The organism is Streptomyces sp. NPDC027672, assembly GCF_055566335.1.
Window position 1 is genome coordinate 77,230 of the sequence record NZ_JBVHSO010000008.1, and the last position, 11,934, is coordinate 89,163.

The window sequence follows — 11,934 nt, forward strand, 5'->3', positions numbered from 1 at the left end:
CCCGGGTCAGACCCCGTCGGGGTCCTGGCGGCTGAGCGCCGGCTTCGGCGCCGGGCCCGCCGTCAGCAGGTAGTCGGCGGCCGAGGTGTCCGTCACCAGGCTGGTGACCAGCCCGGAGCGCAGCACCGCGTCGATCGCGGCGGCCTTGCGCTGCCCGCCCGCGATCGCCACGACCTCCGGGATACGGCGCAGCTGGTCGGCCTTGACCGTGATGCACCGCTCCCCCAGGTCCCGGCCGATCCGGCGGCCGTCGGCGTCGAAGAGGTGCGCGGACATCTCGGCGGCGACGCCGAGCGAGGCGTAGTGCGCGCGCTCCTCGTCGCTGAGCATGTCGTGCACGGTCGAGATGCCCGGTTCCCAGGAGCCGATCGAGACGCAGGCGACCGTGACCTTGTCGAAGTACTCGAAGGCCCGGGCGATCCCGGTCTGGTTGCGCAGCGTCACCGCGGTGGCCGTGTCCGGCAGCAGCATCGGCGCGTAGATGGGGTGCGCGTCGCCGCCCGACACCTGGGCCGCCCGGCGGACGGCCTCCACCGAGCCGCGCTCGGCGGTCCCGGCGTCGTACACGCCCGTCAGCTGCACCACCGTGCACGGCGGCAGCCGGTCGAGCGCCGCCGCCATGTGGATGGTGGACCGGCCCCAGGCCAGCCCGAGCACGTCCCCCTCGTTGACGAGTTCGCCGAGCAGGTCGGCGGCGACCTCGCCGAGGTTCTCCGGGTCCGGGGTCTCCTCGGCCTCGGCCGGTGACTCGACCACGACGGCGTGCCGCAGACCGTAGCGGGCGCGGAGCGCGTCGGAGCGCTCGGCGTCCAGCTCGGCCGGCACACGGATCTCGATGCGCACGAGATCCCGTTCGAGAGCCGTCTCCAGGACCCGGGCCACCTTGAAGCGGCTGACGCCGAACTCCTCCGCGATCTGGATCTTGGATTTGCCCTCGAGGTAGAAGCGGCGGGCCATGGCCGCCGCCTGCACCAGCTCAGCGGGTCCCATCCGCATGGCTGACCGGCCCGCCGACATACCCGACACGGCGATCTCCTCACTGCTGTTCACACTCTGGATTCGCCGTTCATCCTCGCAGATTCGGGGCGACTGATCCGCCCTGATGGGCGGCCTTCATTCAACCGTTCACTTCTCCGTGGCTCAGTGGTCGCATGCCCAGGACGCCTTGGCGGTGGCCGCGTCCGCCTGGGCGCGCAGCGCGCGCACCGCCTCCGCCGGGTCCCCGGCCCCGTACACGGCCGAACCGGCGACGAACACGTCCGCTCCCGCCTCCGCGCACCGCTCGATCGTGCCGGCCGAGACACCGCCGTCGACCTGGAGCCATAGCTGCAGTCCGTGCTTCTTGATCAGCTCCCGGGTGCGGCGGATCTTCGGCAGCATGATGTCCAGGAACGCCTGGCCGCCGAAGCCGGGCTCGACCGTCATGATCAGCAGCATGTCGAGTTCCGGCAGCAGGTCCTCGTACGGCTCGACGGGCGTCGCCGGCTTCAGCGCCATCGAGGCGCGGGCGCCCTTGGCGCGGATCTCGCGGGCGAGCCGTACCGGGGCGGCGGCGGCCTCCACATGGAAGGTGACCGAGGACGCGCCCGCCTCCACGTACTGCGGCGCCCACCGGTCGGGGTCCTCGATCATCAGGTGGCAGTCCAGCGGGGTGTCCGTCGCACGGGCCAGGGACTCCACGACCGGCACGCCGAGCGTGAGGTTCGGGACGAAGTGGTTGTCCATCACGTCCACATGGAGCCAGTCGGCGCCTCGGACCGCCTCCGCCTCCGAGGCGAGGCGGGCGAAGTCGGCGGACAGGATGCTGGGGTTGATCTGCGCGGGCATGGTCCCAGCCTGCCATGCCGCCGCGCCGGACCGTAACCGCGGTGCCGCGAGGTGGTGGTGGGGCCGCTGTCAGGCCGTACGGCGCAGCAGCGCCAGGTACATCGCGTCCGTGCCGTGCAGGTGGGGCCAGAGCTGGAGGTCGGGGCCCTCGCCCAGGTCGGGGACGCCGGGGAGCAGGGGGCGGGCGTCGATCAGCTCGGTGTGCGGGAACTGCTTGAGGACGTCGGCGACGACCGCCCTGGTCTCGGCCAGGTGCGGGGAGCAGGTGGCGTAGCCGACGACTCCGCCGACGCGGACGGAGTCCAGGGCGGTGCGCAGCAGTCCGCGCTGGAGCGGGGCGAAGCTGTCCAGGTCCTCGGGGCGGCGGCGCCAGCGGGCCTCGGGACGGCGGCGCAGGGCGCCGAGCCCGGTGCACGGCACGTCCACCAGGACCCGGTCGAAGGTGCCGGGGCGCCACGGCGGGCGGGTGCCGTCGGCCGCGATGACCTGGTACGGACCCGGGTTGCCGTGCAGCGCCCTGGCGACCAGGCCGGCCCGGTGCGGCTGCTTCTCGGAGGCGAGCAGGACGGCGCCGCGCTCGGCGGCGAGGGCGCCGAGCAGCGCGGCCTTGCCGCCGGGTCCGGCGCACCCGTCGAGCCACTTCTCGTCGGGCCCGTCGAGCGGGGCGTTCGCCAGCGCCAGGGCGACCAGTTGACTGCCCTCGTCCTGCACGCCGGCCCGGCCCTCGCGGACGGCGTCGACCGCGCCCGGCTCGCCGCCCTCCGCGAGCCGCACGGCGTACGGCGACCAGCGGCCGGGTACGGCGGCCTCCTCGCGCAGCAGTTCCTCGGTGGTGGCCCGCCCGGGCCGGGCGACCAGCGTCACCTCGGGCCGCTCGTTGTCCGCCGCCAGCAGCTCCTCGATGCCGGCCCGGCCGCCGCCGAGGGAGTCCCAGAGCGCGGAGACGACCCAGCGCGGGTGCGAGTGCACCACGGCGAGGTGGTCCTCGGGATCCTCGTCGTAGGGCGGCGCGACCTTCTCGATCCAGCCCGCGAGGTCGTCCTGCGCGACCTTGCGGAGCACGGCGTTGACGAACTTGGCCCGGCCGTCCCCGAGCACCACCCGGGCCAGCTCCACGGAGGCGGAGACGGCGGCGTGGGTCGGGATCCGGGTGCCGAGCAGTTGGTGCGCGCCCAGGCTGAGCACGTCCAGCACCGGCGGGTCGACCTCGCGCAGCGGCCGGTCGACACAGGCGGCGACGACGGCGTCGTAGGTGCCCTGCCGGCGCAGCGTGCCGTAGACCAGCTCGGTGGCGAGCGCCGCGTCCCGGGTGTCGAAGCCGCCCGTCTCGCGGGCCTTGCGCAGCAGCGGGGGCAGCACGAGGTTGGCGTACGCGTCCCGCTCGTCCACCGCGCGCAGCGCCTCGAAGGCCAGGATGCGGACGGGGTCCTTCTGAGGACGGCGGTAGGGCTTGGCGGACCGGTGCGGCCGCCGGGACTGCTCGCTCACGAAAAGGTGCTCCGGGTGTGAAGAGGGGGATGCGCCTCCAGCGTACGTCGGCGCGTCCCCGCGACCGCGCGCCGGGTGGGCGGCGCCTCTCCGCCGCCGGGCGGGTGGGCTGCGCCTTCGGGGCCGGGGCCGGGCGGGTGGCCGTGCCTTCCGAGCCGGGGCCAGGCGCGTGGCCGTGCCTTCCGAGCCGGGGCCAGGCGCGTGGCCGTGCCTTCCCGGCCGGCCGGTCCGCCGACGGGCCGGGGGGGCAGCGCCTACCCGCCGCCGCGGGCCGGTCGGTTCGCCGGCGGGCGGGGTGGTCAGCCGCCCAGTGTCTCGCCCTCCGCGATGCGCGCCCCGCGCGCCCAGTCGGCCGCCCGCATCGGCTTCTTGCCCTGGGCCTGCACCCAGAGCAGCTCGACGGCGTGCGAACCGGTGCCCGCGTGCACGCTGTTCTTGCCCACCGCGAGCCGGCCGGGCGCGAGGTCGGTCCGCTCGGGCACCGGCGTGACCTGGATCAGCTTCAGCCGCTCGCCGCGGAAGGTGGTCCAGGCGCCGGGCGCCGGGGTGCAGCCGCGCACGACCCGGTCGACGCGCAGCGCGGGTGCCGCCCAGTCGAGCTGGGCGTCCTCGACGGTGATCTTCGGTGCCAGGGTGATGCCGTCGGCGGGCTGCGGCACGGCCTTCAGGGTGCCGTCCTCGATGCCGTCCATGGTCGCGGCCAGCAGCCCGGCGCCCGCGAAGGCCAGCCGGGTGAGCAGGTCGCCGCTGGTGTCGGTGGGGCGGACCCGTTCGGTGACGGTGCCGTAGACCGGACCGGAGTCCAGGCCCTCCTCGATCAGGAAGGTGGACGCGCCGGTGATCTCGTCGCCCGCCATGACGGCGTGCTGCACGGGCGCGGCGCCGCGCCAGGCGGGCAGCAGCGAGAAGTGCAGGTTGACCCAGCCGTGGGCCGGGATGTCCAGGGCGGCCTTGGGCAGCAGGGCGCCGTAGGCGACGACCGGGCAGCAGTCCGGGGCGATCTGCCGCAGCCGCTCCAGGAACTCCGGGTCCCGGGGCTTGGACGGCTTGAGCACCTCGATCCCGGCCTCCGCCGCCCGCTCGGCCACGGGTGACGCGACCAGCCTGCGCCCGCGCCCGGCCGGCGCGTCGGGCCGCGTGACGACGGCGGCCACCTCGTGCCGCCCGGCGGCGAGCAGAGCGTCCAGGGCGGGAACGGCGACCTCGGGGGTACCGGCGAAGACCAGCTTCATGGGCGGGATCGGGCCTCTCGGGCGGGAAGGGGGCGGGCAGCGCACCAGTCTAGGACCACGGGCGGCGCGTGGGCGGGCGACCGGCGTACGCATATGCCCGTACGCCCCCAGCCCGTGACCAGCGGAGCGTCGGCGCGTTGGTCAAGAAAGAGTTGACCCCTCGGGCTGTTCGCACGGCCCAGTTCCTTTCAACGCCGGTTCGAGAGGCTTGTTCATGGCCGACCACGCCACCCACGACGCCCAGGCCCGGGCCAGCCTGCACTTGCTGGTGCGGGACATCGAGCGGGTCCGCCGGCAGGTGGACGCGCTGCGTACGCTCACCGCCCAGCTGGGCAACGTCTACCGCCCGCGCCGCACCGGCCCGTCCACGGGCTTCGTCGTCTACGGACGCGCGCCCGCCCCGACGGTCCGCCTCGCCCAGGAACTGCGGGACAGTGTCGAGACCCTGGTCACGGCCGCCGTCGACTTCGACCGCTCGCTCGGCTTCTCGTGGGACGCGGTGGGCTCCGCGCTCGGGGTCACCAAGCAGGCGGTGCACCGCCGGTACGGCGCCCGTCGCGCCGCGTCCCAGACGGTGACCGAGGGCGAGCGGACGCCCGAGCCGTCCGGCACCCGCACGCTGAGCACCACCGCGGGGCCGCTCGCCGTGCCGACCGTCCCGGCGGCCCGCTCCATGCCCGCCCAGCCGGCCGCGGCCGGCCCGGCCCTGCGCGAGGACGCCCGCCCGGCAGCCTTCCCCAGCCCGCGCAACGGCTGACGCCCCTCCCCGACTTCCGCCCGGGAGCGCGCGGCCTTCCCGGCACCCGCGCCCGGCGGCTCAGCCGATGTCCGGCGGATCGATGCGGACGCGCACCTGCTCCTCCCCGCCCCGGGCCATCCGCGCGGCCTGCGCGCTCTTCAGCGCCGCGGCCAGCGCGGCGCCGCTGCCCGGCGGGACCCGGATCAGCGCCCGCTCCCAGTGCTCGCCGGGCGGCGGCGCGCCGGGCCTGCGCGGCCGGCCGGGCGGCGGGGCCGGCAGCGGTACGGGCCCCAGCACCTCGGCGTCCGGCGGCAGTCCGGCGGCCGTCAGGAACTCCGCGACGGCCGCCGCAGGACCGGACACGGCCGCCATCCGGGACACCGGCGGGAAGCCCAGTTCGGCCCGCTCGGCCAGTTCCCGGACGGCGTGCCCGACGGGGTCCCAGCGCACCAGGGCCTGCACGGGCCGCAGGGTGGGTTCGGCCACCACGACCACGGTGCCGCCCTCGCCCTGCGGCCGTACCAGCGCGCCGGCCGTGATCCACCGGCGCAGCGCGTCCTCGCCGGCCCGCAGATCGGGCCGGCCGAGCATGGCCCAGCCGTCCAGGAGCAGGGCCGCCGCATAGCCGCCCTCGGCCACCGGTTCGGCGCCGGGCGTGCTGACGACCAGCGCGGGGGTGCCGGGCACGGTGTCCAGCACGTGCTCGCGCCCGGAGGTGCGCACCGGTACGGCGGGGAAGGCGCGGCCCAGTTCCTCGGCGGTGCGGCGGGCGCCCACGATCTGGGCGCGGAGCCGGAAGCCGCCGCACTCCGCGCAGTGCCAGGCGCTCTCCTGGCGCCCGCACCAGCCGCACCGCAGGACGCCCGCGTCCTGGCCTTCGAGCGGGCCCGCGCAGTGCCGGCACCGCGCGGGCGCCCGGCACGCGGCACAGGCCATCCGCGGCGCGTAGCCCCGCCGGGGCACCTGCACCAGCACCGGCCCGTGCCGCAGCCCCTCGCGGGCCGCCTGCCAGGCGAGGGTGGGCAGCCGGGCGGCGCGGGCGGCCTCGTCGCGCGCGAGGTCGCCGTCCCCGACCGTGCGGACGAGCGGCGCGGCCCGGCGCACCTGCTCGCGCTCGGCGGCCAGCGGCCGGGCCCAGCCGCTCGCCACGAGCTGGGCGGCCTCCACGGTGCAGGTGACGCCGCCGAGGAGGAAGGCGCACTTGTCCAGCGCGGCCCGCAGCAGGAGCACATCGCGGGCGTGCGGCTGCGGGGCGTGCGGCTCGCTGTGGCTGTCGTCCCCGTCGTCCCAGACGGCGACGAGCCCGAGGTCCCGCACGGGCGCGAACATCGCCGCCCGGGTGCCGACGACGGCCCGCACGGAGCCGCGCCGCACCGCCAGCCACCGCGCGTACCGCTTCTCGGGTCCGGCGTCGGCGGTGAGCAGCGCGTGCCGGCCGGGGCCGAGCAGCGCGGTCAGCGCGGCGTCGACGCGTGCCGCGGCCCTGCCGTCCGGTACGACGACGAGGGCGCCGCGCCCGGAGGCGAGGGTGGCGGCGACGGCCCGGGCCAGTTCCTCGCTCCACAGCGGTCCCGGCAGCGCGGTCCACACGGCCCGGGGCGATCCGCCGGAGGCCAGCGCGTCGAGGAAGGCGCCGCCGTGCTCGTACCGCTCCCAGGAGCCGGTGCCGGGCGGTGCGGGCGGGGGCAGCGGGGCCGGGGAGGGCCGCTGTTCGGCGCGGGCGCTGCGCGGCGGCACGGCCAGTTGCAGCACATCGGCGAGGCTGCCCGCGTACCGGTCGGCGACGGCCCGCGCGAGGCCGAGCAGTTCCTCGCCCAGCACCGGCTCGGGCGACACCACCTGGGCGAGCGCGGCCAGCGGTCCGGAGTAGTCGGAGTCGGCCCGGCGCTCGACGAGGAAGCCGTCGACGAGCCCGCCGCCCTCCCGGCGCCCCTCGCGCACCCGGTGCCGTCCGGCCCCGAACCGCACCCGCACCCGCACGCCGGGCTGTGCCTCGGCGTCCAGCTCCGCGGGCACGGCGTAGTCGAAGTACCGGTCGAGGTGCAGCACGCCCTTGTCGACCAGGACCCGCGCGACCGGCAGCTCCCCGGCGAGCGCCGCGCCCCGCCAGGTCCGCGGCTTGGCCCGCGGCACCTTCGCCCGGCGCACGCTCTCCCGGATGAGCGCGAGCTGCTCCGGCGGCGCCCCTTCGGCCCCGCCGTCCCCGTCTTTCCGGGACACCCCGTCCTCGCTGCTCACGCCTGCATTCTTACCAAACGCCACCGACAACACCCGGCCGGCGGTGCCCCGGGCGGCGGCGGCACCGGCTGTGGTGCGGTTCCGGCCACAGCGCCCCCGGGGGAACCGGCGGCGGTACGGCGGGACACGCCGAGGCCCGGCCCCCGGTGGTGCGGGGAGCCGGGCCTCGGCGGACGGGCGGGTGCGGGTTACAGGCCCGCGGCGGCGCGCAGGGCGTCGACGCGGTCGGTGCGCTCCCAGGTGAAGTCGGGCAGCTCACGGCCGAAGTGGCCGTAGGCGGCGGTCTGGGCGTAGATCGGGCGGAGCAGGTCGAGGTCGCGGATGATCGCGGCCGGACGGAGGTCGAAGACCTGGTCGATGGCCTGCTCGATCCGGTCGATGTCGACCTTCTCGGTGCCGAAGGTCTCCACGAACAGACCGACGGGCTCGGCCTTGCCGATCGCGTAGGCGACCTGGACCTCGCAGCGGGAGGCCAGACCTGCGGCCACGACGTTCTTGGCGACCCAGCGCATCGCGTAGGCGGCCGAGCGGTCGACCTTGGACGGGTCCTTGCCGGAGAACGCGCCGCCGCCGTGGCGGGCCATGCCGCCGTAGGTGTCGATGATGATCTTGCGGCCGGTCAGGCCGGCGTCGCCCATCGGGCCGCCGATCTCGAAGCGGCCGGTCGGGTTGACCAGCAGGCGGTAGCCCTCGGTGTCCAGCTTGATGCCCTCGTCCAGGAGCGCCTTCAGCTCCGGCTCCACGACGAACTCGCGGATGTCGGGGGCGAGCAGCGACTCCAGGTCGATGTCGGAGGCGTGCTGGGAGGAGACCACGACCGTGTCGAGGCGGACGGCCTTGTCGCCGTCGTACTCGATGGTGACCTGCGTCTTGCCGTCCGGGCGCAGGTAGGGGATGGTGCCGTTCTTGCGGACCTCGGACAGGCGCTTGGACAGGCGGTGCGCCAGGAAGACCGGCAGCGGCATCAGGGTCGGCGTCTCGTCGGACGCGTAGCCGAACATCAGGCCCTGGTCGCCCGCGCCCTGCCGGTCCAGCTCGTCGTCGTCGCCCTCGACCCGGGTCTCGTACGCCGCGTCGACGCCCTGCGCGATGTCCGGGGACTGCGCGCCGATGGACACCGAGACGCCACAGGAGGCGCCGTCGAAGCCCTTCTTGGAGGAGTCGTAGCCGATCTCCAGGATCTTGCCGCGGACGAGGGTCGCGATGTCCGCGTAGGCCTTCGTCGTCACCTCGCCGGCCACGTGCACCAGGCCGGTGGTGATGAGCGTCTCCACGGCGACCCGGGAGGTCGGGTCCTCGCGCAGGAGCGCGTCGAGAATGGTGTCGCTGATCTGGTCAGCGATCTTGTCGGGGTGACCCTCGGTCACGGACTCCGAGGTGAACAGGCGACGGGACACAACGCTCCCTGTGGTTGCAGCGGCTGCTGGCTGATCATTTGCGGACGACGCGTGGCTGCGCCCGGCGTCGTCCGTGAACAGTTTATCGGTCGCACTCGGCCGATGGGCCACCGTCTCGCCTCTCGGGAGCGCTGTGACCTGCGGCACGAGCATTCTGCCCAATGCCGAGCGGCGTTGGCCAGGGCCGCCACACCCAATTCCAGCGTGGCGTGAACCTGACGTACGGGTCACCCGGCCGGGCGCCGCCCCTTCAGCCCAGCCGGCCGGCGACCAGGTCCCAGACGGTGTCGGCGAGGGCCTCCTTGGGGCCGTGCGGCACCGGGGTCTCGCTGCCGTCCGCGCCCAGCACCACGGCCTCGTTCTCCTCGGAACCGAAGGTCTTGCGCTCCCCCACCTCGTTCACCACGAGCAGGTCGCAGCCCTTGCGGGCCAGCTTGACGCGGCCGTTGGCGAGGACGTCGTCGGTCTCGGCGGCGAAGCCGACGATCACCTGTCCGGGCCGCGGCCGGTCGGCGGAGACCTCCGCGAGGATGTCCGGATTTCGCACCAGGACGATCGGGTCCGGGTCCTGGCCGTCCTTCTTCTTGATCTTCCCGGTGGCGTAGGCGGCCGGGCGGAAGTCGGCCACGGCGGCGGCCATGACCACGGCGTCGGCGTCCGCGGCGGCCTTCAGGACGGCCTCGCGTAGCTGCACGGCGGTGCCGACCGGGACGACGTCCACGCCCGCCGGGTCGGGCAGGCCGGTGTTGGCCGCGATCAGCGTGACCCGGGCGCCGCGGGCGGCGGCGGTGCGGGCGAGGGCGTAGCCCTGCTTGCCGGAGGAGCGGTTGCCGAGGAAGCGGACCGGGTCCAGGGGTTCGCGGGTGCCGCCAGCGGAGACGACGACGTGCCGCCCCTCCAGGTCGGGCCGGGTCTCGCCGCGGGCCAGCACCCGGCGGCAGACCTCGAAGATCTCGGCCGGGTCGGGCAGCCGGCCCTTGCCGGTGTCGACGCCGGTGAGGCGGCCGACGGCGGGCTCGACGACGACGGCGCCGCGGCGGCGCAGCGTGGCCACGTTCTCCTGGGTGGCGGGGTGCTCCCACATCTCGGTGTGCATCGCCGGGGCGAAGACCACCGGGCAGCGGGCCGTCAGCAGGGTGTTGGTGAGCAGGTCGCCGGCGAGGCCGTGGGCGGCCTTGGCGAGCAGGTCGGCGGTGGCCGGGGCCACCACGACCAGGTCGGCGTGCTGGCCGATGCGGACGTGCGGGACCTCGTGCACGTCGTCCCAGACCTCGGTGGCGACGGGGTTGCCGGACAGCGCGGACCAGGTGGCGGCGCCGACGAAGTGCAGTGCGGAGGCGGTGGGCACCACCCGGACGTCGTGGCCCGACTCCGTGAACCTTCTCAGCAGCTCACAGGCCTTGTAGGCGGCGATGCCACCGCTGACCCCCAGTACCACCCTCGGCTTGTCCACCGTGTCTCCCGGACTCGACTGCGTACGACGAACACGTACGACTCCATGACACACCACAGGCCCGGCGGACCGGCCGCCGGGCCTGTGGACAAGACGTTCGTGCTACTGCGCCGGGCCCTCGACGGCCTCGGAGGTCAGCAGACCCGCGTTGATCTCGCGCAGGGCGATCGAGAGCGGCTTCTCGTGCACGTGGGTGTCGACGAGCGGACCGACGTATTCGAGGAGACCCTCACCGAGCTGCGAGTAGTACGCGTTGATCTGACGCGCACGCTTGGCCGCGTAGATCACGAGGCTGTACTTCGAGTCGGTCGCCTCGAGGAGCTCGTCGATCGGCGGGTTGATGATGCCCTCGGGCGCGGTGATGGAAGAGGACACGCTCTACCTTCCGATGGATGGAAAAGAATCAGACAGGTGATCACAGTCACCGATCACACTACGTCCATCAAGGCTAGCAGCTCGCGGGCCACGTCCTCGACGGAGGTGTTGACCAAGGTCACGTCGAACTCCGGCTCGGCCGCCAGCTCGGTCCGCGCCGCCGCCAGGCGCCGCTCGATGACCTCGGGCGACTCGGTGCCCCGGCCGGTCAGCCTGCGCACCAGCTCCTCCCAGGAGGGCGGGGCCAGGAACACCAGCTGGGCCTCGGCCAGGGACTCGCGGACCTGCCGCGCGCCCTGGAGGTCGATCTCCAGCAGGACGGGCTCGCCGTTCTCCAGCCGCTCCAGCACGGCCGCGCGGGGCGTGCCGTAGCGGTTGCCGGCGAACTCGGCCCATTCCAGCAGCTCGCCGTTGGCGATCAGCTTGTCCATCTCCTCGTCGGTGACGAAGAAGTAGTGGACTCCGTGCTGCTCGCCGGGGCGCGGCGTGCGGGTGGTCGCCGACACCGAGAGCCAGACGTCGGGGTGTTCCTTGCGCATATGGGCGACGACCGTGCTCTTGCCGACCCCCGAGGGGCCGGAGAGCACGGTCAGCCGCGGACGTTCACTCATGCAGCGATTATTCCAGTAATCCCGGAGTGCCCGGGACTCCGTGCCCGCCGGGGAGGCGGACTCAGGAGCCGGTGCTGCCGAACTCACGCTCCAGGGAGGCGATCTGGTTGGATCCGAGACCGCGCACGCGGCGGCTCTCGGAGATGCCCAGACGCTCCATGATCTGCTTGGCGCGGACCTTGCCCACGCCCGGCAGGGACTCCAGCAGCGCGGAGACCTTCATCTTGCCGATGACGTCGTTTTCCTGGCCCTGCTTGATCACCTCGTGCAGGGAGGCGCCGGAGTGCTTGAGTCGATTCTTGACCTCGGCCCGCTCCCGGCGAGCCGCGGCGGCCTTTTCGAGCGCGGCTGCGCGCTGTTCAGGGGTAAGGGGCGGAAGAGCCACGCCTACGTCACCTCGGATGTCGAACTGTCGGATACGGACCGGTGAGGAACCTAGTCGCCCCACACCTGGGGAGTTACGAGCAACACACTTACCCGTTCCCTCTGCTCGGAGACTAGCGGGCTAGTCCGCCAGAGTCAGCGAGAACAGCGGAAAAGTCCTGGTCAGCCTCCGTCAGGCCAGACATTTTGG

Annotated in this window: 11 protein-coding genes; 1 reads left to right on the top strand and 10 read right to left on the bottom strand. The window is 74.4% G+C overall.

The features are described from left to right. Nucleotides 1-6: 6 nt before the first annotated feature. From ACZ4SV_RS20265 to fmt, 4 genes are all read right to left on the bottom strand, one after another. On the bottom strand, nt 7-1,050 hold the full coding sequence (locus tag ACZ4SV_RS20265; protein WP_365881754.1) for a sugar-binding transcriptional regulator: 1,044 nt from the start codon (nt 1,048-1,050) through the stop codon (nt 7-9). 90 nt (nt 1,051-1,140) lie between these two features. Beyond that, on the bottom strand, nt 1,141-1,827 hold the full coding sequence (gene rpe / locus ACZ4SV_RS20270) for a ribulose-phosphate 3-epimerase (RefSeq protein WP_365881756.1): 687 nt from the start codon (nt 1,825-1,827) through the stop codon (nt 1,141-1,143). 69 nt (nt 1,828-1,896) lie between these two features. Continuing rightward, nucleotides 1,897-3,315, bottom strand: coding sequence for an RsmB/NOP family class I SAM-dependent RNA methyltransferase (locus ACZ4SV_RS20275; RefSeq protein ID WP_397936868.1), 1,419 nt, complete (start codon nt 3,313-3,315; stop codon nt 1,897-1,899). A 299-nt stretch (nt 3,316-3,614) separates the two neighbouring features. Further along, on the bottom strand, nt 3,615-4,547 hold the full coding sequence (gene fmt, locus ACZ4SV_RS20280; protein WP_365881760.1) for a methionyl-tRNA formyltransferase: 933 nt from the start codon (nt 4,545-4,547) through the stop codon (nt 3,615-3,617). A gap of 214 nt (nt 4,548-4,761) precedes the next feature. On the opposite strand from fmt, the gene ACZ4SV_RS20285 reads away from it, so the two are divergent. Next, on the top strand, nt 4,762-5,304 hold the full coding sequence (locus ACZ4SV_RS20285; RefSeq protein WP_397936869.1) for a hypothetical protein: 543 nt from the start codon (nt 4,762-4,764) through the stop codon (nt 5,302-5,304). A 60-nt stretch (nt 5,305-5,364) separates the two neighbouring features. Here ACZ4SV_RS20285 and ACZ4SV_RS20290 read toward each other — a convergent pair whose 3' ends face one another. The 6 genes from ACZ4SV_RS20290 to ACZ4SV_RS20315 all read right to left on the bottom strand — a co-directional run bounded on the left by ACZ4SV_RS20290 (nt 5,365) and on the right by ACZ4SV_RS20315 (nt 11,745). Then, nucleotides 5,365-7,524: a primosomal protein N' gene (locus ACZ4SV_RS20290; RefSeq protein ID WP_468005907.1), complete on the bottom strand. Its 2,160-nt coding sequence runs from the start codon at nt 7,522-7,524 to the stop codon at nt 5,365-5,367. Between the two features lie 188 nt (nt 7,525-7,712). After that, on the bottom strand, nt 7,713-8,921 hold the full coding sequence (metK, locus tag ACZ4SV_RS20295; protein ID WP_365875700.1) for a methionine adenosyltransferase: 1,209 nt from the start codon (nt 8,919-8,921) through the stop codon (nt 7,713-7,715). 250 nt (nt 8,922-9,171) lie between these two features. Further along, a complete protein-coding gene (gene coaBC, locus ACZ4SV_RS20300) occupies nt 9,172-10,374 on the bottom strand; it encodes a bifunctional phosphopantothenoylcysteine decarboxylase/phosphopantothenate--cysteine ligase CoaBC (protein ID WP_468005908.1) in 1,203 nt (400 codons plus the stop codon). 102 nt (nt 10,375-10,476) lie between these two features. Next, entirely contained in the window at nt 10,477-10,749 is a 273-nt protein-coding gene (gene rpoZ, locus ACZ4SV_RS20305) for a DNA-directed RNA polymerase subunit omega (RefSeq protein WP_003982715.1), read from the bottom strand. Between the two features lie 53 nt (nt 10,750-10,802). Then, on the bottom strand, nt 10,803-11,360 hold the full coding sequence (gmk, locus tag ACZ4SV_RS20310; protein ID WP_365875696.1) for a guanylate kinase: 558 nt from the start codon (nt 11,358-11,360) through the stop codon (nt 10,803-10,805). A gap of 61 nt (nt 11,361-11,421) precedes the next feature. Then, complete coding sequence (locus tag ACZ4SV_RS20315; RefSeq protein WP_003977346.1) at nt 11,422-11,745, bottom strand: integration host factor; 324 nt, start codon at nt 11,743-11,745, stop codon at nt 11,422-11,424. Nucleotides 11,746-11,934 lie beyond the last annotated feature (189 nt).

Excerpts from the sequence above, each read along its gene's own strand:
- fmt (WP_365881760.1), bottom strand. The coding sequence starts at position 4,547 with ATGAAGCTGGTCTTCGCCGGTACCCCCGAGGTCGCCGTTCCCGCCCTG.
- rpe (WP_365881756.1), bottom strand. The coding sequence starts at position 1,827 with ATGCCCGCGCAGATCAACCCCAGCATCCTGTCCGCCGACTTCGCCCGC.
- ACZ4SV_RS20285 (WP_397936869.1), top strand. The coding sequence starts at position 4,762 with ATGGCCGACCACGCCACCCACGACGCCCAGGCCCGGGCCAGCCTGCAC.
- gmk (WP_365875696.1), bottom strand. The coding sequence starts at position 11,360 with ATGAGTGAACGTCCGCGGCTGACCGTGCTCTCCGGCCCCTCGGGGGTC.